19 protein-coding genes are annotated in these 22,455 nt (G+C 72.3%); 7 read left to right on the plus strand and 12 right to left on the minus strand.

Features of this window, described 5'->3' with window-relative positions; genetic code table 11:
* Positions 1-2: 2 nt before the first annotated feature.
* On the minus strand, positions 3-1,004 hold the full coding sequence (locus NQZ70_RS00465; protein WP_129572445.1) for an N-acetylornithine carbamoyltransferase: 1,002 nt from the start codon (positions 1,002-1,004) through the stop codon (positions 3-5).
* A 614-nt stretch (positions 1,005-1,618) separates the two neighbouring features.
* Between NQZ70_RS00465 and NQZ70_RS00470 the strand changes: the two genes are divergently transcribed.
* Complete coding sequence (locus NQZ70_RS00470) at positions 1,619-1,930, plus strand: hypothetical protein (protein WP_129572446.1); 312 nt, start codon at positions 1,619-1,621, stop codon at positions 1,928-1,930.
* A gap of 53 nt (positions 1,931-1,983) precedes the next feature.
* On the opposite strand, the gene NQZ70_RS00475 is transcribed toward NQZ70_RS00470, so the two are convergent.
* The 3 genes from NQZ70_RS00475 to NQZ70_RS00485 all read right to left on the minus strand — a co-directional run bounded on the left by NQZ70_RS00475 (position 1,984) and on the right by NQZ70_RS00485 (position 3,965).
* Entirely contained in the window at positions 1,984-2,832 is an 849-nt protein-coding gene (locus tag NQZ70_RS00475; RefSeq protein ID WP_129572447.1) for a GNAT family N-acetyltransferase, read from the minus strand.
* A complete protein-coding gene (locus tag NQZ70_RS00480) occupies positions 2,829-3,554 on the minus strand; it encodes a hypothetical protein (RefSeq protein ID WP_129572448.1) in 726 nt (241 codons plus the stop codon). The genes NQZ70_RS00475 and NQZ70_RS00480 overlap by 4 nt, the downstream gene beginning before the upstream one ends.
* A 147-nt stretch (positions 3,555-3,701) precedes the next feature.
* Positions 3,702-3,965 (minus strand): hypothetical protein, encoded by a 264-nt coding sequence (locus NQZ70_RS00485; RefSeq protein ID WP_272827487.1) that lies wholly within the window; start codon positions 3,963-3,965, stop codon positions 3,702-3,704.
* An 18-nt stretch (positions 3,966-3,983) separates the two neighbouring features.
* Here NQZ70_RS00485 and NQZ70_RS00490 point away from each other — a divergent pair, with 18 nt between their 5' ends.
* On the plus strand, positions 3,984-4,163 hold the full coding sequence (locus NQZ70_RS00490; RefSeq protein WP_129572450.1) for a hypothetical protein: 180 nt from the start codon (positions 3,984-3,986) through the stop codon (positions 4,161-4,163).
* A gap of 97 nt (positions 4,164-4,260) precedes the next feature.
* Here NQZ70_RS00490 and NQZ70_RS00495 read toward each other — a convergent pair whose 3' ends face one another.
* From NQZ70_RS00495 to NQZ70_RS00505, 3 genes are all read right to left on the minus strand, one after another.
* Positions 4,261-5,061, minus strand: a complete 801-nt coding sequence (locus NQZ70_RS00495; protein WP_165373724.1) for a serine/threonine-protein kinase — start codon at positions 5,059-5,061, stop codon at positions 4,261-4,263.
* Between the two features lie 163 nt (positions 5,062-5,224).
* A complete protein-coding gene (locus NQZ70_RS00500) occupies positions 5,225-5,851 on the minus strand; it encodes a Uma2 family endonuclease (RefSeq protein ID WP_129572452.1) in 627 nt (208 codons plus the stop codon).
* A 76-nt stretch (positions 5,852-5,927) separates the two neighbouring features.
* Entirely contained in the window at positions 5,928-9,662 is a 3,735-nt protein-coding gene (locus NQZ70_RS00505; protein WP_129572453.1) for an exodeoxyribonuclease V subunit beta, read from the minus strand.
* Between the two features lie 424 nt (positions 9,663-10,086).
* Between NQZ70_RS00505 and NQZ70_RS00510 the strand changes: the two genes are divergently transcribed.
* The 4 genes from NQZ70_RS00510 to NQZ70_RS00525 are packed head-to-tail and all read left to right on the plus strand — an operon-like array spanning position 10,087 to position 13,591.
* Complete coding sequence (locus NQZ70_RS00510) at positions 10,087-11,046, plus strand: UbiA family prenyltransferase (RefSeq protein ID WP_129572454.1); 960 nt, start codon at positions 10,087-10,089, stop codon at positions 11,044-11,046.
* Entirely contained in the window at positions 11,043-11,786 is a 744-nt protein-coding gene (locus NQZ70_RS00515; protein WP_237244896.1) for a ferrochelatase, read from the plus strand. The genes NQZ70_RS00510 and NQZ70_RS00515 overlap by 4 nt, the downstream gene beginning before the upstream one ends.
* Complete coding sequence (locus NQZ70_RS00520; protein ID WP_129572455.1) at positions 11,783-12,691, plus strand: prenyltransferase; 909 nt, start codon at positions 11,783-11,785, stop codon at positions 12,689-12,691. The genes NQZ70_RS00515 and NQZ70_RS00520 overlap by 4 nt, the downstream gene beginning before the upstream one ends.
* Positions 12,692-12,706: 15 nt before the next feature.
* A complete protein-coding gene (locus NQZ70_RS00525) occupies positions 12,707-13,591 on the plus strand; it encodes a lycopene cyclase domain-containing protein (RefSeq protein WP_237244897.1) in 885 nt (294 codons plus the stop codon).
* Positions 13,592-13,624: 33 nt separating this feature from the next.
* On the opposite strand, the gene NQZ70_RS00530 is transcribed toward NQZ70_RS00525, so the two are convergent.
* The 4 genes from NQZ70_RS00530 to leuC all read right to left on the minus strand — a co-directional run bounded on the left by NQZ70_RS00530 (position 13,625) and on the right by leuC (position 19,447).
* Complete coding sequence (locus tag NQZ70_RS00530; RefSeq protein ID WP_207217702.1) at positions 13,625-14,566, minus strand: fibro-slime domain-containing protein; 942 nt, start codon at positions 14,564-14,566, stop codon at positions 13,625-13,627.
* 265 nt (positions 14,567-14,831) lie between these two features.
* Entirely contained in the window at positions 14,832-16,076 is a 1,245-nt protein-coding gene (locus tag NQZ70_RS00535; protein WP_207217703.1) for a hypothetical protein, read from the minus strand.
* A gap of 1,316 nt (positions 16,077-17,392) precedes the next feature.
* On the minus strand, positions 17,393-18,010 hold the full coding sequence (gene leuD / locus NQZ70_RS00540) for a 3-isopropylmalate dehydratase small subunit (RefSeq protein ID WP_129572458.1): 618 nt from the start codon (positions 18,008-18,010) through the stop codon (positions 17,393-17,395).
* Positions 18,011-18,037: 27 nt separating this feature from the next.
* The gene (gene leuC, locus NQZ70_RS00545; protein WP_129572459.1) at positions 18,038-19,447 is read right to left on the minus strand and encodes a 3-isopropylmalate dehydratase large subunit; all 1,410 of its coding nucleotides are present in this window, start codon (positions 19,445-19,447) and stop codon (positions 18,038-18,040) included.
* Positions 19,448-19,665: 218 nt separating this feature from the next.
* On the opposite strand from leuC, the gene NQZ70_RS00550 reads away from it, so the two are divergent.
* A complete protein-coding gene (locus tag NQZ70_RS00550) occupies positions 19,666-20,580 on the plus strand; it encodes a LysR family transcriptional regulator (protein WP_129572460.1) in 915 nt (304 codons plus the stop codon).
* 206 nt (positions 20,581-20,786) lie between these two features.
* Here the strand turns inward: NQZ70_RS00550 and NQZ70_RS00555 are convergent, their stop codons facing one another.
* Complete coding sequence (locus NQZ70_RS00555) at positions 20,787-22,331, minus strand: IMP dehydrogenase (RefSeq protein ID WP_129572461.1); 1,545 nt, start codon at positions 22,329-22,331, stop codon at positions 20,787-20,789.
* Positions 22,332-22,455: the final 124 nt, after the last annotated feature.

The raw sequence follows: 22,455 nt of genomic DNA on the forward strand, positions 1-22,455 counted from the left end.
GGTCACCACCCGTTGGCCAGCACGTCCATCACGGCCTTCTGAACATGCAACCGATTCTCGGCCTCGTCGATGACCATGGAGGCCGGCGAGTCGATCACGGCGTCCGTGACCTTCACGTTGCGCCGGACCGGCAGGCAGTGGGAGAAGAGCCCACCCGCGGTGAGCGCCATCTTCTGCTCGTCGACGATGAAGTGCTTGTGCCGGTCGCGGAGGGGCTTCTCCTGCTCCCAGCGCCCGAAGTAGGGAATCGCGCCCCAGCTCTTCGCGTACACGACGTGGGCGCCCCGGTAGGCGGACTCGATGTCGTAGGTGATCGAGAGCTTCCGCCCGTTCTCGGCCGCGCTCTGCCTGGCGGCGTCGAGGTAGCGCTCGTCGAGGTGGTACTCCTCGGTGGGGCAGAGGAGGGTGACGTCCATGCCGAGCTTGGAGGCGATGAGAACGGCCGAGTTGGCGACTGCGGTGTTGAGCGGGCGCGGGTGGTACGTCCAGGTGAGCACGAACTTCTTGCCGTCGAGGCGGCCGAGGCGCTCCTTCATGGCGAGCGCGAGGGCGAGCTCCTGGCAAGGGTGGGTGATGGTCTCGAGGTTCACCACCGGCACGGTCGCGTGGCGGGCGAAGCTCTGGAGCACCTTGTCCTGGCGATCCTCCTCCCAGCGCTGGAACTTGGGGAACGCGCGCACGCCGATGAGGTCGGCGTAGCGCGAGAGCACGCGAGCGACCTCCTGGATGTGCTCCTCCGGCTCGCCGTCCATCACGGCGCCTTCCTCGAACTCGATGGGCCAGGCGCCCCGGCCGGGCTCCAGGACCACGGCGTGCCCGCCGAGCTCCCGGATGCCGACGTCGAAGGAGGTGCGCGTGCGCAGCGACGGGTTGAAGAACACGAGGGCGATGGTGCGATCCTTGAGGCGCGGCTCGATCGGCCGGCGCTTGAAGCGCTGCGCGCGCTCGAGGAGGCCCTCGATCTCGGCGCGGGTATAGTCCATCGTGGTCAGAAAGTGCCGCATCGAATGCCTCCTCGTTGGATCAGCGCGGAGCGGGCGCTCGCATTGGAGCAATCCTGGCGGCGATGTCAACGATGCGCGCAGGCCGGCGCGGCGCGCTCCGTCGGCCGGCGCGGCGCGCCTCGTCGGACGGAGTCGAGCGGCCGCTTCGCGCGGCGGCCGCGCTCCCTGGCGCGGCGGCGACCGTGGTTCCCGCGGCCTCAAGCAACGTGGTTCCGGCGGCCCAAGCAACGTGGTCCCCGCCGGCCTCAAGCCGTGTGCGCGCGACGACGTGCTCGCGCCCGAGGAGGGCGCGGAGCCCCGCCGCCGTCGAGCGTGTCGCATCGGCCGACGACGGCGGGCGTCGGCGTCAGGTGTGGCGCCGCACCGCCGGACGGGCCGCCCGTCGCCGGCAGCGACCGGAGGATGTCAGGATTGCACGCGCCGGTTTCAGGATCGAAAGGGGTACGCAGTCTCCCTAAGGAAAACGCGCGGAAAACCAGGGTGCAGCGCTTGGTCCGCATCCTGCTAAACGCTGGAGGCAGAGCGCCCGTGACGGTTTCCCCCCCCCACCGTCGAATGGGCGCTCTTTTTTTTGTGCTTCTGCGGGGGCGTGACGTGAACGAGGGGACGTTCCGGTGACGCTGGTTGTGATCCTCACGGTGCGATGCGAGGCGCTCGACGCATTCCGCGCGTACGAGAGGAGGGCCGCGGCCGTGATGGCCCGGTACGGCGGCGCGATCGAGCGCACCGTGGTGACGGCGCCCGACAGCGCTGGGCTCAGCCTGAAGGAGATTCACATCGTCACCTTTCCCGACGAACACGCCTTCTCGGCGTACCGTCGCGACGGTGAGCTCGGCGCGGTGGCGCACCTGCGGGACGCATCGGTCGTTCGGACCGAGATCCTGCGCGGGGAAGAGGGGCCGGACTATCACGCCGTCTCCGGCTGAGCCCTCTGTGCCGTCGATGACTCGGTAGGTCGATCTCGCCGGCCTCGTACCGGTCACGTGGCGAGGTCCTCGGCGCGCTCCGCCTGCTCGGGCGGCTCGGCGATGCACGCGGTGGCGACGCGCCGGAATCCGACCCGCTCGTAGACGCGCGCGACGTCGTCGTTCTGCGCAGACAGGAACACGGTGCGCATCCCGGCGTCGAGGGCGTGCCGGGCCAGGACCGCGGTGACGGCGGCGGCGAGGCCCCGGCGCCGGGCCGCAGGCAGCGTCCCGACGCCCACGATTTCGGCGACGTCCAGCGCGTGCTGGTAGCTGCCCACGCAGAGCGGCCCGGTGAGCGCGCCGCCGGGGCTCCGGGCAGCGGCGTGCACCATCGTTCCCTCGATCAGCGACGCGTGCCAGGCCGCTGCGAGCCCGGCCGGGAGCGCCGCTGCGGCGGCGTCGCGCTCGGCCGGCCCAGCAGGGCCCGCCGCAGTGCTGAGCGCGCCGAACGCGACGTGCGCGACGGCCTGCACGGCGGCGAGATCCGGGTCGTGCGCGGTGATGATCGAGAGCGCGATGTCCTCGGGCAGGGCGGCCTGGACGGGCTCGCCGTGGAGCACGAGCAGCGGGCAGCGGCGGACGTGCAGGCCCGCCGCTTCGGCGGCGGCGTCGAGCCCGGGGGTCGTCTCCAGCACCCACTCGAACGCCTCCGGGATCGAGAGCTGCCGCTGACGCGTGCGCACCGCGGCCACGTCCTCGGCCGACACGGCGCCTCGAACACCGAGGGTGGGGCGAGCATAGTAGGGCCAGCCGTCGCCGCGGCGAACGAAGAGGGTCAGCGGTCCATGGTCCTCGGCGTCGGCACGACGGCGAGGGACGGCGTCGTAGAACCGCTCGATCTCGGCAAGGAGGGCGCTCATGGGCCGGATGATCCTACCGCGGCTGCCGGGGTGGACGCCTCCGCGGCGGCACCTTTCGGCGGCGCGGCGCCGAGGGCTGCATGGCAGTCGTTCGGGCAGTTGCAGTCGTTTTCGCCCGCGCCGCAGGCGCCGTCGCCGCACTTCGCGCAGAGGTGCGCGCCGTGCCCCGTGGTCACGCACTTGCCATCGACGCGCTCCATCAGGGGAATGCGCGCGAGCTCCGGACAGCAGACGGTGAACGACTTGCTGGACGCCATCGCTCCCTCTCCCGAGCAGTGCGTGGCGAGCTCCGCGCACGAGCCATCGGCTTGCTGGACGTAGCCAGGGAGGCAATCGCACTGCGGCTGTCGCGGGCGCAGCACCGGCACCGTGCCGGCCGGACCTCTCGGCCCGAGCTCGACCCCGGTCTCCACCGGGGATCGCGCCGGCGCGGCGCCGCTCGGGGGCGCCGGTGCGGCGTCGCTCGGACTCGTCGGCGGTGCAGGAGGGGACGCGATCTTGCCGTCGGGGGTCTGCGATTCGATCGGGATCCAGTCGATGACCTGTCCGCTCGGCGTGACCGTCGTGGCCACGATGTTCCGGCGGGGAGGCCGCGGCGTTCCACCCGGCGCGCAGGGGTTGTCGGCCCCCGCGTGAGGGGGAGCCGCGGGGGCCGGCTCGCCGGCGACGCAGCCCATCACGAAGAGCAGCAGCGGGCAGAGGAGCAGGGCAGGTGCGTTCATGGGGGCATGGATCATCGGAAGCCGCAGCATCTTACGGCGCCGAGCCGCTGACCGTCATCCGTCCTGCCAGGCGTAGATGACGTGGACGACAGCCTGTTCGACGCCCGTCTCGGCATCGACCGAGCAGGCTGACGTACGCGCGCTGCGTCACCTTGCGGGGGACCGGCGCTCCACGGTCCGGGGCGCCGGCGCGCCCGTGGCGGCGGCGCCCGCATCGGCGCTGCCGGCGGCGGGCGGCGTCGGCGCCTGTCGCGTTCCTTGCACGCCGGGAGCGGCGGCCGCCTCCGGCGCAGGCTGCGTCGCGTCCGCTTCCTGCTCGTCGGTTGCGCCAGGGAGCATCTCCACCCCCAGCCCCAGCCCCTGCTCTGCAAGCTTGCCGGCCACGTCTTCGATGGCGCTGCCGGGCTGCACGTCGACCACCTTCGGCGCGTGCGCGCCATCGCCCGCGTGCGCCGCGGCGCGCGCAGGATCGCCGAGGGCCGCCGCCTTGCCCGCGCCGAGCAGCGCGTCGTCGCCGAGGGCCGCCGCCTTGCCCGCGCCGAGCAGCGCGTCGTCGCCGAGGGCCGCCGCCTTGCCCGCGCCGAGCAGCGCATCCCCCGCGGCCGCTGAGCCGCGGCGAGGGCGAGCGCCACCGCGAGCCCGATCGGACCGACCTCCTCGAAGACGTGGCGCCCCACCGCGGCGATCCCCCCGATGCCGACCATACTCAATAGCAATTCATCAGGTCGAGAGTGACCTCGGCCATCGAGGTGTGTCGGTTTTGGGGAAACATCTGAGTCATCTTCTTGACCGTTGAGTTGAACATCCTCGCGCCGTGACTGTCGCTCGTTATCACGTCGTTCCGGATGCCGCTAAAGGGCGGAGCAATCGGCAAGCGCCGCCCGGTGGCCATCTCCGCTAGGATCAGACCCAGCGAGTAGATATCGCCAGACGCTTCGCACCTTCCCGTGTTCCACTGCTCCATTGGACAGTAGTAGGGCGTGCCCACGGCTCCCAGTGTCTTCAGATCGAGTACCTTCGAATGCTGATGGATGAACTGACCGAGGCCCCAGTCCGCGATGACGGGTTCGTGTGCGTCGGTCAACAGGATGTTCTCGGGTTTGAGATCGCGGTGGATGAAATTCATTGAGTGCGCGTATTGGAGCGCGTTCGCGATCTTGATGCCGAAGTTGAGCACCCACTCCCGCGTGATCGCCCTGCCATGTTCGACGAGCAGCTTCCGCAGGCTTCGCGGGTAAAGCGGCATCAGGTAGTGCTTCTCGTGTCCGGGCAAGTGGTGCCCCATGCAGCTCACGATATTGGGGTGAGCCATCGTGCGAAGCAGTTCGATCTCCCTGTCGAATCGAGCTTGCGCTCCAGGGTCGTTCGCCCACTGCGGGCCAAGCCGCTTCCGGGCGAAGAGCGTGCCAACGGGGTAACCATCTCCCCCGGTGACCCTCACCACGTCGACCGTTCCGAGCCCTCCACTGTCGAGAGGGCGCACATGCTCGATGAAAAAGACTGCCATGGGGCGGCGGAAACTAACCACCCGTTTCCCCTTCGCAACCCCATGAAGCTCCGCGCGTATCGAGGCCCTGTGCGCACGGTAGGCGCATAAGGCGCCGAAGAAGCCGCGCTCCAAGGCGAAGCCGGCGAGGCACCATCGGTCGCTCCGGCCTGATGCCCTCGCCTCACCTGTCGCCGCTCTCGTCCCGCTCCGGCTCGTCGTCGTCCGAGAGCGGCGCCACCTCGGCCCACAGCGCATCCAGATCGAGCTCCAGCCCGTCCAGCCCCGGGACGCGCACCTTTCCTTCCGAGGCGGGCAGCCGCTGCACGTAATACCCGTCGGGCCCGAGCTCGCACAGCTCGAAGAGCTGCGCCTCGGGATCCACGAGCCAGTACCAGCGCACCCCGAAGCGGGCGTATTCGATGGCCTTCTCCATCCGGTCGCGCCGCACGTCGCGCGGTCGGTGCGAGAGCACCTCGACCACCACGGTCGGGGGGATCCGGGAGAGCGCGTCGCGGCCGCGAAGGGCCGCGCCCGGGGCGTACATGCACACGTCGGCCTTGCGCCCACGGCGCGCCGACACGGCAAGCTTGTACTCCGAGCCAAACACCCAGCCGCCCCGCGGTCGGGCCCATCCGCGGAGCACCTCGATCAGCCAGCTGACCACCGCTTCGTGCAGCGTCGTCGGCACTTCTTCCTCCACGAGACGGCCATCCAGGAGCTCGCCCGGCTGGTCCTCCTCCAGGTCGGCCCACTGCTCCAGCGTCATCGGCTCAGGTCGGAGGATCTCGGCTGTCGCTCTCGAACCCATGCCACCTATCGTACCACCCACGGCCTTCCCGCGACGCCCCACCCACGGCCTTTCCACGACGCCCCACCGGCGCCCCTCACACCCGGAGCACCACCCCTCTCGCCCGCTCGCCCGTCGCCTCGGCGATCGCCTGCACGTAGAGCCGCACCTGCGCCTCCTGCGCCGCGTGGGCCGTGCCCGCGTCCGAGCCGGTCTTGAAGTCGACCACGGTCCAGACGCCCACGTCGCCCACGCTCTCCCGGAACGAGAGATCGACCACGCCCTCGGCGATCGTCCCGTCCTCGAGCCGCAGGAGCAGCGGCGTCTCCCGCTCGCACGCGCCGCGCGCCGCGCTCTCCGCGGCGCGCCGGAGCAGCGGGTGCTCGAGCGCCGCGACCGCCGCCGCGACCGCCGCGTCGACCTCCTCGGCCGGGGCTCCCAGGAGCCGCGCCTGCGCCGCCGCCACCGTCCTCACCTCGTCCTCGCCCGCCCGGAGATCCACTTCGGCCAGCACGGCGTGCACCAGCGTCCCGAACCGCTTGCCGTAGGGCCGACCCTCGCGCGCGATCGCGGTCTGCTCGAACGAGATCACCGGCAACGCGTCCGCGCGCGGCGCGCCGGCCGCGCCGCTCCGCTGCGCGGTCGATCCCGCCGCGCCGGCGGCCGCCGCCGCCGCTTCCGTCGCCGCCTCATGGCTGATCTGCGTCGCCGTCTTCACGCGGATCGCCGCCACCGCGCCGTCCCGGATCGCCCGCTGCCGCGCCTCCAGCCACACCTCGTACCCGCGCTGCCCGATCTCCCCCGCCGCGGCGCCTGCGGCCGCCGCGGCGCCCGCGCCCGCGCCCGCCGCGGCGCCCGCGCCCGCCGCGGCGCCTGCGCCCGCCATCACGCCGGCCCCGCTCGCGTCCGCCTGCAGGATCCGCTGCTGCCGGAGCCCCGCCTCCGGCTCGCGATCCAGGTCGAGCGTGCTCGGATCCCACCACACCACGCGGTGCGACCCCGCCATCGGCGTGTGCTCCCCGGGCGCCACCGCGTCGCGCTCGTCGGCCTCGCACCGCGCCGGGCGCTCCAGCACCGTGTCGGTCCCGAACGGCGGGCAGCCGAGGTCCTCGCAGCGCCGCGCGCTGCGCCGGTCGCGCGGCGCCGGATAGAGCACCGGGTGCAGCACGTCCAGCCAGCCGTCGCTCGAGCCGTCCCCCGGGCGCGCGTCGCCCACCGCCGGCACCACGAGCAGCTCGCGCGCCCGCGTCGCCGCCACGTACGCGAGCCGCACCGCCTCCTCGCGATCGCGGCGCAGCACCTCGTCGCGGCGCTCGACGAGCTCCGCGGGCACGCAGCCCGCGAGCGGCTCCGCCCACAGCCCGAGCTCCGGATCCACGTGACGCGACGGGTGCTGGTGCACCGCCGGCGACGCCGGATCCGCCAGGATCACCACCGGGAACTCGAGCCCCTTGGCCCGGTGCACCGTCATGATCCGCACCCCCTCTGTCCCCTCCTCGACGACCGGCGCCTCCGCGACCTCGCCCCGCTCCGCGTCCGCCTCGAGCCGCTCCACGAACGCCCGGAACGACGTCGCGCCGCCCGCCTCGAACCGCCGCCCGAGATCCATCACCCGCAGCACGTTCGCGAGCGCCTGCTCCCCCGTCGGCCAGATCGCGATGCCCGCGTGCGCGCGCGTCTCGTCGAGCAGCCCGCCGACCGTGTCCGCGATCGGCCGCCGGTTGCGCTCGCGGTGCAGCCGCCCGAGCACCGCGAGCGCCTCCGCGACCTCCCAGAGCGGCCGCGCACCGCCCTCGACCGCCAGATCGAGCGCCCCGTCGTCGGGCTGAGCCAGCGGGTGCAGGCGCTGGAACCGGTCGCGGTACAGGAGGAGCACGTCGTCCGTCAGCGCGAAGAGCGGCCCGCGCAGCGTCGCGTACACGCTGAGCTCGTCGTCCGGCCACTCGATCGCGAGCAGCGCGCTCCGCACCGCCATCACCTCCTCGCGATCGTGGAACGACCGCCCGCCCACGAGCACGTGTGGGATCCGCCGCGCCTCGAGCGCCCGCACGTAGGCGCGGGTCGCGTCCTCGCCGAACGTCTGGAACCGCTTGAACAAGAGGCAGATGTGCCGCGCCTCGAGCGGCACCCGCTGGCCCGGGCGCTCGCGCTCGGTCACCGTCCACCGCCGCCCGCCCGCCGCGCCCCGGCCGCCGTGGATGAGGTGGTGGACGAAGGCGCCCACCGCGTCCGGGATCGACTGCCGCACCCGGAAATCGGAGATCTTCCCGAAGTCGCCGTAAGGCCGCGGCACCGGCAGCGCGATCACCGTCGGCTGCCCGACGGGGTCGTCCCGGAACGGCTCGAGCGCGACGTACCGCGCCTGGCTCGCCGCGCCCTCGCCCGACCCCCCCTGCATCAGCGGCGCGAACGCCGCGTTGACGGCCTCCTGGATCGACGGGGCGCTGCGGAAGCTCGTCGACAGGTACAGCACGCTCGCGCCGCACGCGACGAGCCGGGCCTTCGTCGCCTCGTAGAGCGCGACCTCGGCGCGGCGGAAGCGGTAGATCGACTGCTTCGGATCGCCGACGACGAAGAGCTTGCCGGGCACCGGGCGCGCCCGCGTCCAGTCGGTCTCGGCCGGGTCGTCGGCCGCGAGCAGGAGCAGGAGCTCCGCCTGGAGCGGGTCGGTGTCCTGGAACTCGTCGACGAAGAGGTGCGAGAAGCGGAGGTTCAGCTCCTCGCGGACGGCGCGGCTCGAGCGGAGGAGGTTCCGGGCGCAGAGGAGCAGGTCGAGGAAGTCGAGCTTGCCGGCGCGCGCCTTGAGCGCGTCGTACGCCTCGATCGGCGGCCGGAGCTCGCGCGAGAGGCAGGCCGCGAGGTCGGCGCTCGCGGCCGTGAGCACGGCGTCGAGCTCGACCTTCACCCGGTCGCGCTGCGCGAGCACCTCGGCGCGCGAGAGGTCCGCGCCGAACGCCTTGCCCGAGCCCTTCCAGCGCCACTCCTTCCAGCGCGCGAGCTCGCCGAGCTCGGCCTCGAGCCCGTCGTGATCGCGCCCGCCGGTGACCTCCTCGCGGCGGCGGAGCTCCGCGAGGTACCGGTCGATGTTCCGGAGGCTCTGCGCGAGGTAGTCGCCCTCCCGGTCGGCCTCGGCGCCGAGGTCCGCGAGGGCCGCGAGGCGGTCCAGGAGCTCGTCGATGGCGCGCTCGCGATCGAACGGATCGCGGCGCCAGGGGCGCGTGAAGTCGCGGTGCTCGGCGAGCCGCCACGCCGCGCTCCGGAGCAGGTCGCGCGGGCCCTGCGCGCCGTCGCGCGGGCGCCGGCGGAGGATCCGGCGCACGCCCTCGGGCGGGTCGTTCAGGGTGCGCTGGAACCAGGCGTCGAAGGCCTGGTCGAAGAGCGCCTCGGCCTGGTCCGCGGCGGCGACCTGGAACAGCGGGTCGACGCGCGCCTCGACCGGCCACTCGCGCAGGAGGTCGGCGCAGAACGAGTGGATGGTGCCGATGCGCGCCGCCTCGAGGTGAGCGAGCGCCTCGTCGAGCCGCGCGCGCTCCGCCGGGCCGGACGCCGCGTCGCCGCGCGCCCGCTCGATCTCGGCGCGGAGGCGCAGCTTCATCTCGCCGGCCGCCTTCTCCGTGAAGGTCACCGCGACGATGCGATCGAGCGTCCCGCCGCCCTCCTCGGGCGCCTTCCGCAGCACGGCGACGATCCGCGACACGAGCGCGGTCGTCTTGCCGGTGCCCGCGGCCGCCTCGACGACGAGCGTCGTCCGGAGGTCCTCGCGGATGCGGCGGCGGGCGGGCTCGTCCGCGAGCTCCCGCGCGCCGCGCGCCCGGGCCGCGTCGGCGCTCATGGGCGCCTCCGCCGGGGAGCCGGGCGCTCGCCGGGGCCGCGCCGGAGGGGCGCGCCGGCCGGGGCCGGGGAGGGGCGGGGCGAGGGCGAGGGCGAGGGGGAGACGGCGCGCCGCACGGCGGCGCCGCCCTCGGACCGGAGAGAGCGCCCATGAAAGCGGGAAGGCATGAAAATCATTGGACTTTCTTCGTGTCTTCCAGCCTTCGCGCCCGCACCTTCGCCGCCCGCCGCGCGAGGTCGCGCGGCGAGGCCGCCGGGGCATAAGGTGGCTCAGATCGGCGTGGAAGGAAACGCCGCACGGCGCGCGGTCGACACGCCGCGGCGTTGCCCCGGCGCGCCCGAGCGACGAGCGCCCGGATCCCGGGCGGTCTCGTGGGGCCCATGAGCGCGCAGGTTCTTGTGCTAGCAGCAGAAAGACCTGATCCATGCGCGTCGAGTCGATGAGCCCTGGAGCGCGGTGGTGGTACGCGCTCAAGCCCGCGAGCTGGCCCAAGGTGCTCGTCCCGGCCGTATGTGGGCAGGCCGTGGGCGCGGCCGTCGCGGGCCGGCTGTCGGCGGGCGCGCTCGCCTTCGGCGCGCTGTGGATGGTCGCGGACGTCGCGTTCGTCGTGCTCCTGAACGACTGGGGCGATCGCGAGGTCGACGCCCTCAAGCGGCGCATGTTCCCGGAGGGCTGCTCGCCGAAGACCATCCCGGACGGCATCCTCCCGGCGCATGCCCTGCTCCTCGCCGGCCTCGGCGCCTGCGCCGCCGCGCTGCTCGTCGCCTGGGTGGCCGGCGGCGCGCTCGGTCGTCCACTGCTGCTCCCCCTGGCCGCGCTCGGCCTGCTCGTCTTCGTCGCGTACACGCTGCCGCCGCTCCGGCTGAACTACCGCGGCGGCGGCGAGCTCCTGGAGATGATCGGCGTGGGCGGCGTGCTCCCCCTGCTGCACGCGTATGCCCAGTGCGGCGCGTGGGCGCCGGCGTGGCTCGCGGCGCTCCTGCCGGGCCTGCTCGCGCTCGCGCTGGCGAGCGCCCTGGCCAGCGGGCTCTCCGACGAGCAGAGCGATCGCGCCGGCGGAAAGCGCACCGTGGCCGCGCTGCTCGGCAACGCGATCACGCGTCGGGCCACGGAGGCCCTCGTCGGCCTCGGCCCGCTCCTCTGGCTCACGGCGCCGCTCCTCGCCGCGGGCGCCCCGCCGACCTGGTCGGTCGCGCCGGCGGCGGCCGTCGCGCTCTATTTCCGGGCGCGGCTCGTCGGGAGGAGCGCGGGCGCGGTGACGAACGCGTTCGCCGCGCAGGCGGCCTACAAGCTCGAGCTGCACCGCGTGATCTGGTGGGGGACGGCCGTCCTGTCGGCGGGCGTGCTCGCCGCCGGGCTCTGCGCCGGCGGGAGGCCGAGGTGACCGGCGCCCCGGCCACCTCCGCGATCCCCGCCGAAGCGCGCGACGAGCTCGCGCAGCTCACGCCGCTGCTCGGCGCGCGCGCCTCGGTCGCGCCGGGCCGGCCGTGCGCGCCCGCGCCGGTCGCGCTGGTCGAGCAGATCGCGGGCGGCTGCGAGGACGCCGAGCGCGCGCAGGCGTTCGCCCGCGGGCTCGGCGAGGTGATCCGCGCGATCGCCGACAACTTCCCCGACAACATCTTCTGGGACCTCGATTACCTGGCGTGCTGCCTGTGGCAGGCCGGGGGCGCGCCCGCGATCGGCGATTTCGCGGGCCGCGTGGTGTCGCTCTGCGTGGGCTTCGGCAACAAGTCGAAGCTGCGCTTCCGCTACGCACACGACTTCCTCTACGGCTACGACTGGGCCCGCTGGGTGACGCGCAAGCCGGATGAGCGCGCGGGCGTCGGGCCGTTCGATCTCGCGTTCTTCGACTACCTCGACGGCCGGCAGAAGGCGCTCATCGAGCTCGTGGCCAGCAACGATCGCAAGTACTCGCAGCTGAACGGCCGGGAGTACCGCAACCCGTTCAGCTTCATCCGCGAGCCGCGCGAGGAGTCGCAGCTCCATTACCTGCTCGCCCAGGTGGATCTCATCCCGCTCAAGGCGTGGCGCCTCGACGGCGAGCGCCGCTGGGATCTCCCGTTCACCGACCTGCGCGCCAAGCTGGCCGAGCGCCTCGGCCTGTCGCGGGGCGGCGGGCGATGAGCGCCCGGCGGGGGGCGCTCCGGGCCTGGCTGGCGGCGTCGCGGCTCGCCTCGCAGCCGACCATCGCGCTCCCGCTGCTGCTCGGGCAGCTGCTCGGCGCGCGGGCGGCGGGCCGGCCGCTGGATCTCGGGACGCTCGCGGCGGTCCAGCTCTTCGGCCTCCTCGACCAGCTCTTCATCGTCTACGCGAACGACGTCGCCGACCAGGAGACCGACCGCCGCAACCGGACCGCCACGCCGTTCTCGGGCGGCTCGCGCGTGCTGGTGGAGCGGCGCCTCTCGCCCGGCGCGCTCGGCGCCGCGGCCGTGGCCTGCGCCGCGGCGCTCGTGGCCGTCTCGGCGGCGCTCGCCGCGGCGGTCGGCGCGCCGCTCCTCGTGCTCCTCGCGATCGCGGCGCTCGTGCTCCTCTGGGCCTACAGCTACCCGCCGCTCCGCCTCTCGTACCGCGGGGGCGGGGAGCTGCTCCAGATGGTCGGGGTCGGCGCCGTCCTGCCGCTCTACGGGTATCTGGCGCAGGGGGGCGACCTCGCGCGGTTCCCCTTCGCGCTGCTCGCGTTCTTGCTGCCGAGCCACCTCGGCTGCGCGATCGCCACCGCGCTCCCCGACGAGCCCTCGGACCGGGAGAGCGAGAAGCGGACGCTGCCCGTGCGCGCGGGCGGAGAGCGGGCCGCGCTGTGCGTGGCGCTCCTGAACGGGCTCTCGCTGCTGCTCGCGCCGCTCGGCCTGGGCTCGGTGGGCCTGCGCCCGGTGCCGGGGCTGCTCGTGCCGGCGGCGGCGACGGTCGTCGTGCTGCTGGCCCGCCCAGCGCCGCCGGGCTCGCGCCTGCTCCTGGTCCGGGTCGCGGCCGCGGGGGCGGCGACGCTGTCGCTTTTGGCCGCCACCGCCGTCGCCCTCGCCGCGCGCTGAGGAGGGGGCGGGGAGGTGACGTACGAGTTCCTGCTGCTCTCGGTCCTCTTTCTCCTGCCGGGGATCGCCATCTGGGTTGCGCGCCCGGATCTGCGCTCGCTGATGAAGCGCGCGGCGGTCGCCTCGCTGCCGTTCGCGGCGACGGAGCGGCTGTTCTACCCGACGTACTGGACGCCCAAGTTCCTGTTCGACCTGGCCGATCGGTTCGGGTTCGGCGTCGAGGACCTGCTGTTCATCGTCGGGCTCAGCGCGTTTTCGTCCACCGCGTACGCCGTGGTGTTCCGCCGCGCGCTGGTGCCCTGCGCCGCGCCGGGCGCGCCGCGGACCCGACCGGGGTTGCGGGCAGCGCGGACCCGACCGGGGTTGCGGGCGGCGGCGGCGCGGACCCGACCGGGGTTGCGGGCGCGGACCCGACCGGGGTTGCGGGCGCGGACCCGACCGGGGTTGCGGGCGGCGGCGGCGCGGGCCCGACCGGGGTTGCGGGCGGCGGCGCGACCGTGGTTGCGGGCGGCGGCGGGGGTCGCGCTCGCGCTCGCGACGGCCGGCGCGCTGCTCGCGGCCGGGGTGCCCGTCCTCTACGCCGCGGTGGTGGCGATGATCGCGGTCACCGCGGCGCTCGTCGGGGCGCGCCGCGATCTGCTCGTGCCGGGCTTGCTCGGAGCTCTCCTGTCGGCGGCCCTCTACCTCGGCCTGTGCCTCGTTTTCGCGGCGCTCGTGCCCGGCGTGTTCGAGCGCACCTGGCGGCCCAGCGTGCTGCTGCCGGGCCGGACGCTCCTCGGCGTGCCGGTCGACGAGATCCTCTACGGGCTCGGCGCGGGCCTCGCGGCCACGGTGTTCCCGGCGTGGGCCTTCGGGCTCAGGTACGCGAAGGCGCCGAGCGCCGACCGACGAGCGGGCTGACCCGAGGACGCGCCCCTCCGCGCCGCGGGCGGCTCAATCGATGGCTTCGACGCACTCGACGTTGAGCGCGGTCTCCAGCAGGAAGACCGAGGCCTCGAAGTTTCGCTCGGCGTAGAAGACCTTGAGCTTGTGGGACGACCCGGTCTTCAGGTGGAGCGCATCGGCCCACGCGTCCAGACGGACGATTCCCCCGTTCACCCCGTCGCTCACGGAGTGCTCGGCCACGATCGTGTCGTCGATGGATATCCAGACGTCGTCGCTCGATTCGTAGGAGAACGAGCTCCCCTGCGCGTAGGTGAACGGCACCTCGAACTCGACGGTGAAGCCGAAGTTGTGCGCGTAACCCTCGTTGCCGAAGCCGCGGCCGTCGACGTAGTAGAAGCTCCGGTCGCCCAGCTGTCCGCGGCCGTTCCGGATATCGAGGTGGATGAGCTGGTGGAGCGTCCTGTTGACGGCCGGATCGTCCTGGAACCATTTGTCGAAGCTGTCGCTCGCGACGGCGCCTTCCTCGGGCGGGTTCGCGACGACCGGCTTGCCGTTCTGGAGCTCGGTCTTGGGCTCGAATTTCTTCCCGCCGGTGGTCTGAGACGGGCCGAAATCTTGATGCTTTTCGGAGAAGTCGCGCACGGTCATGGGGAAGCTCGCCGTGCAGAGGCTCGCGTCGGGGGGTGGAGGTTTGGCCGAGGCGCTGCCGCCGTCGCCGTCGTCGATGAAGGCGTCGGCACCGGCGCTGCCGCCTCCGCTGCCGTCGTCGTCCTCGGGCGGACCTCCGCCGACGTTCGGCGTCTCGCTGCCGATCTCCTGGTCCGCTGGATCGGGCATCTCGACGTGCGAGGCATCTTCGTTGCGACGGCCGATGGAGGCGGTCTGGACGGGGCACCCCGCGAGCGGCAGCGCCGCGCACGAGAGGAGCATCAGGGCCAGGGGCCGTCGAAAGGCCGGGCAGAAAGATGCTTCTGGGTGGGCCAGGTTCATGGAGCCGCCTCCTGCTCCCCTGGATGCGTTTGGTCCTGGTTGCCCTTCGCGAAATCGTACCGGTCGGCGTCATTCCAGGAGTGCGCGGCCGCGTCGGGCCGCCGCGGCGCCTTCTTGGACCGCTGATACGCCAAAAGCGCCGCGGGGTTGGAAGCCCCCGCGGCGCTTTCGTCTCATCGGCGCGGTGACGCTCCAGCGTAGGGGGCGGGCGATGCTGACGCGTTCCCGACGGCTCCCGTGCGAGGGAGCGCTCGCGCCCGCCGCGTCACGGCAGCATCAGGACACACTCGGTCCGGCAGACCGGGGGTGAGCCGCCGCCGGCCGGTTCCTCGCAGATGGTCCGCTTGATCGCCTCGGGGGGGCAGATGGCGCCCTCCACGCACTCGATCCAGCACTCGCCGGGGTACGCGGCGTCGTCCATGCCGGTGCCGGTGCTGCCCGCGCCGGAGCAGACCTTCTGCTCGAGGGTGCCCGGCGGGCAGTAGGGCTCCACAGGCACGCACTCGATGAAGCAGCCGCCCCAGCCGCCGCCGCTGCCGTAACCCGTGCCGACGCTGACGGTCGTCTCGGGGATGCCGTCGTAGCAGATCTCCTGCGCCTGCGTGCCCGGCGGGCAGTAGGGCTCCACGGGCACGCAATCGGTCCAGCAGTACTCGCTGCCGGGGCTCGGGACGCCGCCGCCCGAGCCGGAGCCGGTGCCGGTGCTGCCGACGGAGACGGCGCTGCCGCCGCAGACGGTCTGCGGGATGGTGTCCGGCGGGCAGTAGGGCTCCACGGGCACGCAATCGGTCCAGCAGCCGCCCCAGCCGGTGCCGCTGCTGCCGCCGGCACCGCCGTAGCCACCGGCGCCGACGCTGGTGCTGCTGACGACGTTGGGGCCGCCATCGCAGACCGTCTGCGCCTGCGTTCCCGGCGGGCAGTAGGGCTCCAGGGGCACGCACTCGGTCCAGCAATCGCCGGGGTACGGCGGGGCTGTGACCCCGCCGGACCCGCCGGTGCCCTCCCAGGCTCCAGCGCCGCCGGAGCCGCCGACGCCGGTGCCAGCATAGCCGCCGGAGCCGCCGGAGCCGCCGGAGCCGCCGACGCCGACGCTGCTGCTGCTGACAGCGACGGTGGTGCCACTGCAGACGGTCTGCGCCTTGGTGCCCGGCGGGCAGTAGGGCTCCACGGGCACGCACTCGGTCCAGCAATCGCCAGGAGGCATCGGCATGCCGACGCCGCCGTCCATACCGCCGGCGCCGCCGACACCGACGCTGCTGCCGGTCCAGCCGCCGGAGCCGGCGGTGGCGGTCGTGGTGGTGACGCCACCGCTGCACACGGTCTGCTCGATGGTGCCCGGTGGGCAGAACGGCTGCGGCGGCACGCACTCGGTCCAGCACTCATCGGGAGGCATCGGCATGGCGACGCCGCCGGCCATGCCGCCCTGGCCCGCGGAGGTGGTGACGCTGGTGCTGCTGCCGCCGCAGAAGGTCTGCTGGCTCCATCCAGGAGGGCAGACGTTATCGGGCACACACTGCTCCTCGCACATTTCGCCGATCTCGCACGGCGAACAGACCGTCTCCCAGTGGAAGCCAGGTCCGCAGTCGGGCTCGGGCGGCGTCGTCGGCACGTCCACGGACCCACAGCCCTGCCCCTTGGCGCCGGTGAGCACCACGAGCGCGGAGAGCGCGACGAGCCCCTGGAGCGAGGAGCGAGCGGTCGACGAACGCGAAATAAGAGAGGAGAAGAATGCGAATCGCATGGGGGTACTCCGTCCTGCGCGCCTGTGAAAGACACGCGATCAAGGAACGATGGCGCTGCGCCGCGGCATGCGGAGCGCTGCTGCTCCGCGGCTCCTCAGCGCCACTCGGAGAGCTCGTGGGGGGATAAAGCACTGGACATGCCATGCCCGTTCGGCCGCTCGGCGACGCCTCCCGCCGGCCAGAGCGCGGCGTGAAGCGGGGGATTTCTGCGTTTGCGAGAGGGGTGGGCTGGCTTGTGCGTCAACGCCGAGCGCGGTAGGGCCACAGTGTGACGGACGGAGCTGGTTGAGTGCCAGATTGGGCCAGGTGCGCCGCCGGGCATTCTGCGGCGGCGACCCGGTGACCGGGGCGACCCGACCCGGGTTGAGGGCACAGCGGGACCCTGAACGGCCCGACCCAGGTTGGGCGCAGCGGCGACCCGACCCGGGTTGGGCGACCCGACCCAGGTTGGGCGACCCGACCCAGGTTGAGGGCACAGCGGCGACCCCACCCAGGTTGAGGGCACGGGGGCGGCTGCGACCCGGCGGACCGCGCGTACCCGACCGAAGTAGAGGCGTCCGACCCGATACGCGAAACAGACCTGACCGAGATTGAGGCGTCCGATCTAGGTTGGGGGTGCCCGGGGGTGAACGGGCATCCGACCCAGGTTGAGGTGCCCGGGTTGAGGTGCCCGATCCAGGTTGAGGAAGCAGAGCAGCGAGAGCCCCGGGTTGGAGGCGTACGTGAGGGTAGAGCGATCTCTGCGAGCTACAGTGGAGGGCGATGAGGTCGGAGTGTTACGGGGCCCTGGCGGTGTGCCAATTTGAGCCAGTTGCCGCACCTGGGGCACCCAGAGAGCCGACCCGCGTTGAGGTACCCGGGTTGTACTCGACCCAGGTTGAGGTGCTCGTGCTCGAGGTTAAGGTGCTCGCCACGTGCTCGACCCAGGTTGAGGTGCTCGACCCAGGTTGAGGTGCTCGACCCAGGTTGAGGTGCTCGACCCAGGTTGAGGTGCTCGACCCAGGTTGAGGTGCTCGCCCAGGTTGAGGTGCTTGCTCGTTGCCGGCGAGCCGCCCCCGCGCGGCGGCACCGGTCGAGCGCGGGGCTACTGCGCGGCGGCGCGCTGCACGTACGGCAGCCGCGCCGCCACCTTCTGGACCTCCTCGGCTCCCTCGAGCAGCTGCGCGATCGGATCCCACGTGCCCCGGAGCAGCGACTCGCGCGCCCCCGGCTTGATGGTGAACGGCACCGCGAGATCGCTCCCCGCCCGCACGACCTGCTCCTGCAGGTCCACCGTGACGAGCGCCGACGGATCGGCGTTCACGCGCGCCGCGAGCGCGGCGCGGTGCTCGCGGCTCACCGACACGCAGGGGATGCCCAGCGTCGTCGAGTTGCCGAAGAAGATCTCGGCGAAGCTCTCGGCGACGATCGCCTTGAACCCCGCCTTGGCGATCGACTGCGGCGCGTGCTCGCGCGACGACCCGCAGCCGAAGTTGCGGTCGGCGATCAGGATCGTGGCCCCCGCGAACCGCGGGTCATTCAGCGGGTGCTCCCGCTTCTCGCCGCGCTCGTCGAAGCGCACGTCCCGGAAGAGGTGCTCGCCGATGCCGTCGAAGGTGACGCACTTGAGAAAGCGCGCCGGAATGATGCGGTCCGTATCGATGTCGTCCCCCGGAACATGAGCGGCGCGACCGGTGACGGTTTGGATCAAGTCGAGTGCCATGGAAATCTCCCTCGGGTGCGAGCGTCGTCAGATTCCGAACACGTCACGAGCATCGGCGATCTCGCCGCGGACCGCGGCGGCGGCCACCATCACCGGGCTCATGAGCACGGTGCGCCCCGTGGGGCTCCCCTGCCTGCCCTTGAAATTGCGGTTCGACGAGGACGCGCACAGCTCATCGCCGATGAGCTTGTCCGGGTTCATCGCCAGGCACATCGAGCAGCCCGGCTCGCGCCACTCGAAGCCCGCCTCGCGGAACACCCGATCCAGCCCCTCGGCCTCGGCCGCCCGCGCCACCTCCATCGATCCGGGGACCGCCAGCGCGCGCACGTGCGGCGCGACCTTGTGCCCCTTCAGGCGCTGCGCCACCTCCCGGAAATCCGAGAGCCGGCCGTTCGTGCAGCTGCCGATGAACGCCACGTTGATCTTCGTCCCCTCGATCGGCTTGCCCCCCTCGAGCCGCATGTACTCGAGCGCCTCGCGGATCAGCGCCCGCTCGGACTCGTTCGCCACGTCCTCCGCCGCCGGCACCTTCTCCTTCACCGAGATCGCCTGGCCCGGCGTGATGCCCCACGTGACCGTCGGCGCGATCGCGCTCGCGTCGATCCGCACGACATCGTCGTACCGCGCGTCCTCGTCCGACGCGATCGAGCGCCAGTACTCGAGCGCCTTCTCCCACGCCTCGCCCTTCGGGGCGTACGGACGACCCTTGATGTAATCGAACGTCGTCTGGTCCGGGTTGACGTACCCGACCCGGGCGCCGCCCTCGATCGACATGTTGCACAGGGTCATCCGCTCCTCCATCGAGAACCCGTCGATGGTCGAGCCGCCGTATTCGTACGCGTAGCCCGTGCCGCCCGACACGCCGAGCCGGCGGATGATCTCGAGGATGATGTCCTTGGCGTAGACGCCCGGGCCGAGCTTGCCCTCGACCTGGATGCGCCGGACCTTGAGCCGCTGGAGGCTCAGCGTCTGCGTGGCGAGGACGTCGCGCACCTGCGTCGTCCCGATGCCGAACGCGATCGCGCCGAACGCGCCGTGCGTCGACGTGTGCGAGTCGCCGCACGCGATCGTCATGCCAGGCTGCGTCAGGCCGAGCTCGGGGCCGATGATGTGCACGATGCCCTGCCGACCGGACTCGAGATCGAAGAAGGTGACCCCCTGCTCGGTGCACGCCTTCTTGAGCGCGTCGACCATCCCCTCGGCCAGCGAATCCTTGAACGGCCGCTTGCGGTTGTCGGTGGGGACGATGTGATCGAGCGTCGCGAACGTCCGATCGGGCATGCGCACGCGCAGGCCGAGATCGCGGAGCATCCCGAACGCCTGCGGGCTCGTCACCTCGTGGATCAGGTGAAGGCCGATGAAGAGCTGATCCTCGCCGTTCGGCAACGTGCGGACTTTGTGGAGGTCCCAAACCTTGTCATAGAGACTCTTACCCATGATGGCCTCTCGCGGTGCAACTGAACGCTGAACGCGGCTGAAGGGGACGGCGTACGAAGCGGACCGGCCCGAGCGCCGGGGCGCGCCAGCCGGCTCCGCGGAGGCGGCCGGCGCGCCCCCGATCCGGCGGTCCGGCGTCGGGCGGGCGTCATGACTATGCGGGCCCGCGAGCATTAAGTCGAATGAAACTTTTTTCACGATGGGTTAAGTAACGCTACATGGATGCGTCGCTCCTCCCCGCGCTCGAGGATGTCCTCCTGGTGGCCCGGTCGGGCTCGGTCGCCGAGGCGGCGCGGCGGCTGCACAAGACGCCGTCGGCGATCAGCCAGCAGGTGCGCCGGGTGGAGGAGCACTTCGGGGTGGCGCTGTTCGAGCGCGACGGGCGCGGCGTGCGGCTCAGCCCGGCCGGCGAGGCGGCGCTCGGCGCGATCACGCGGCTGTTCGATCAGGCGGAAGGGGTGTTCGAGCTGCTCTCGGAGCTGGCGGGGGAGCCGTCGACGACGCTGCGCCTCGCGGCGAGCGACTACCTCGGCAAGGGGCTGCTCGTGCCGGTCATCCGCCAGATGCTCGAGCAGCGCGCGCCGGTGCGGTTCGCGATCACGACGGCGAACTCGATCGACGCCGCGCGGTGGGTCGAGCGCGGGGAGGTGGACCTCGGCCTCGCGTCGGCGTCCTCGGCGGGCGGCGACCTCGTGAAGCAGCCGCTGTTCGTGCAGCCGTTCCTGTGGGTGGGGCCGCGGCTCAAGGGCAAGGCGCCGGCGCTGCGCGACCGGCTCCGGCACGAGCCGCTGCTCCGGCTGGCGCCCGGCAGCGTGGGGCGGCGGCTGCTCGACGCCTACCTGGATCGCGAGCGGATCCGGCCGATCTCGACGATCGACGTGTCGAGCGTGTCGCTCCTCGTCTCGTACGTCTCGGGTGGGCTCGGCATCGGCCTCGCGCCGGCGCTCGCGCTGACCGAGGTTGCGCGCTCGCGGCTGGACGTCGAGATCGCCGAGGAGGTCGAGCCGCTGCCCGTCGAGCTGATGACGCGTGAAAACTTCCGACGCAATCCGATCATCGAGCGCTTCATCGAGCGCCTGGCGGCCGAGGGGCGCCGCGCGGAGCAGCGGACGCGGGCGCTCCTCCGGGCGTAGCGAGATCGCAGCGCGCGGCGGGGCGGCGGCGAGCGTCGCCGCGGCCCGCCGCGCGCACAGCTCGTCAGCCGAACGCCGCCGGGTTCAGCGACGTTCCGGAGGTCGACGAGAGGATGGAGGTCGAGATCCCCATCGATACGAGCCAGCTGGGCGAGCCCGAGCTTCGTATCTTCATCGGAGAGGCCGGCGCGGCCGGCCTCCGGGGCTCAGGCCTCGCGCGGGTTGCTGCGCGTGTCCTTCAGCATCACGTCGTGGACGCCGCCCTCGTGGATGCTGACCGCCGAGGCGACGGTCAGGCGCGCGCGCATGTACAGGTCGCGCAGCGAGATGGCGCCGCAGTTGCACATCGTCGAGCGCACCTTGGCGAGCGTGGTGTCGAGGTTGTCCTTGAGCTTGCCGGCATAGGGGACGTAGCTGTCGACCCCCTCCTCGAACTCGAGCTGGTCCTTCTTCTTGCTGGTGTCGCCGTGATCGTAGCGTTGCCAGTTGCGCGCGCGGTTGCTCCCTTCGCCCCAGTACTCCTTCATGAACTGGTTGTTCACGCGGACCTTGCGCCCGGGCGCCTCGTCGAAGCGCGCGAAGTAGCGGCCCATCATCACGAAGTCGGCGCCCATCGCGAGCGCGATCGTGATGTGGTAGTCCTGGCTGATGCCGCCGTCGGAGCAGATCGGCACGTAGACGCCGGTGCGCTGGAAGTACTCGTCGCGCGCCTTGGCCACCTCGATCACGGCCGACGCCTGGCCTCGGCCGATCCCCTTCTGCTCGCGCGTGATGCAGATCGAGCCGCCGCCGATGCCGACCTTGACGAAGTCGGCGCCGGACTCGACGAGGTAGAGGAACCCCTCGCGATCGACGACGTTGCCGGCGCCGATGTAGATCGGCTTGCCCTGCGACTTCACGAAGGCGATGGTGTCGCGCTGCCACTCCGAGTAGCCGTCCGACGAGTCGATGCAGAGCACGTCGGCGCCCGCCTCCGCCAGCGCCGGCACGCGCTCCCGGTAGTCGCGCGAGTTGATGCCGGCCCCGACGATCAGCCGCTTCTCGTGGTCGACGTTCTCGAGCGGGTGCGCCTGGTGCGACTCGTAGTCCTTCCGAAACACCAGGTACTGCAGGTGCTGCCGCTCGTCGATGACCGGGAGGGTGTTGAGCTTGTGGCGCCAGATGAGCTCGTTCGCCTCCTGGAGATCGATGCCGACCTTGCCGCAGTGGATCGACTTGAACGGCGTCATGATCTCGCGCACCGGCGTGCTGAGCGGCGTCTTGCCGAGCCGGTAATCGCGGCTCGTGATGATGCCGACGAACCTGCCCGTGGGGGTGCCGTCCTCGGTGATCGCGATCGTGGAGTGGCCCGTGCGATCGGTCAGCGCGAGGACGTCGCCCAGCGTGGCCTCGGGGCGCAGGTTCGAGTCGCTGACGACGAACCCGGCCTTGTAGTTCTTCACGCGCCGCACCATGGCGGCTTCCTCCTCGATGCCCTGCGAGCCGTACACGAACGACAGGCCGCCGCAGCGCGCGAGCGCGATCGCGAGCTCGGCGCCCGAGACCGACTGCATCATCGCGCTGGTGACGGGCACGTTGATCGTGAGCGGCGCGAGCCTCGGGTCCGGCGGCCCCGCGCCCGGATCGGCCTTGAACCGGACGACGGGGGCCGTGAGATCGACGTTCGCAGGGACGCAGTCCTTCGTCGTCAGATTCGGGACGAGCAGGTACTCGCCAAAGGTCCTGCTCGGCTCATCGTAGATGAATGCCATGTCGGCTCGTAGTGCACGCGTTTCGCGCTGTCAAATGCGGCCGGGGCGGGTACCGGATGAAATGTGAGCAAAATCGGGTATTTATGGGTGCGCGGAGGGGGCGGCGGGGCCCCGGCCGGGCAGA

It is taken from the genome of Sorangium sp. So ce836, from assembly GCF_028553905.1.
Classification (GTDB): domain Bacteria; phylum Myxococcota_A; class Polyangia; order Polyangiales; family Polyangiaceae; genus Sorangium; species Sorangium cellulosum_D.

Bases quoted from the DNA above. Each gene is read 5' to 3' on its own strand.
- leuD (WP_129572458.1), bottom strand. From the start codon at position 18,010: ATGGCACTCGACTTGATCCAAACCGTCACCGGTCGCGCCGCTCATGTT.
- NQZ70_RS00465 (WP_129572445.1), bottom strand. From the start codon at position 1,004: ATGCGGCACTTTCTGACCACGATGGACTATACCCGCGCCGAGATCGAG.
- NQZ70_RS00550 (WP_129572460.1), top strand. From the start codon at position 19,666: ATGGATGCGTCGCTCCTCCCCGCGCTCGAGGATGTCCTCCTGGTGGCC.
- NQZ70_RS00475 (WP_129572447.1), bottom strand. From the start codon at position 2,832: ATGAGCGCCCTCCTTGCCGAGATCGAGCGGTTCTACGACGCCGTCCCT.
- NQZ70_RS00510 (WP_129572454.1), top strand. From the start codon at position 10,087: ATGCGCGTCGAGTCGATGAGCCCTGGAGCGCGGTGGTGGTACGCGCTC.
- NQZ70_RS00520 (WP_129572455.1), top strand. From the start codon at position 11,783: ATGAGCGCCCGGCGGGGGGCGCTCCGGGCCTGGCTGGCGGCGTCGCGG.
- NQZ70_RS00505 (WP_129572453.1), bottom strand. From the start codon at position 9,662: ATGAGCGCCGACGCGGCCCGGGCGCGCGGCGCGCGGGAGCTCGCGGAC.
- NQZ70_RS00555 (WP_129572461.1), bottom strand. From the start codon at position 22,331: ATGGCATTCATCTACGATGAGCCGAGCAGGACCTTTGGCGAGTACCTG.
- NQZ70_RS00500 (WP_129572452.1), bottom strand. From the start codon at position 5,851: ATGGGTTCGAGAGCGACAGCCGAGATCCTCCGACCTGAGCCGATGACG.
- leuC (WP_129572459.1), bottom strand. From the start codon at position 19,447: ATGGGTAAGAGTCTCTATGACAAGGTTTGGGACCTCCACAAAGTCCGC.
- NQZ70_RS00480 (WP_129572448.1), bottom strand. From the start codon at position 3,554: ATGAACGCACCTGCCCTGCTCCTCTGCCCGCTGCTGCTCTTCGTGATG.
- NQZ70_RS00495 (WP_165373724.1), bottom strand. From the start codon at position 5,061: ATGGCAGTCTTTTTCATCGAGCATGTGCGCCCTCTCGACAGTGGAGGG.
- NQZ70_RS00530 (WP_207217702.1), bottom strand. From the start codon at position 14,566: ATGAACCTGGCCCACCCAGAAGCATCTTTCTGCCCGGCCTTTCGACGG.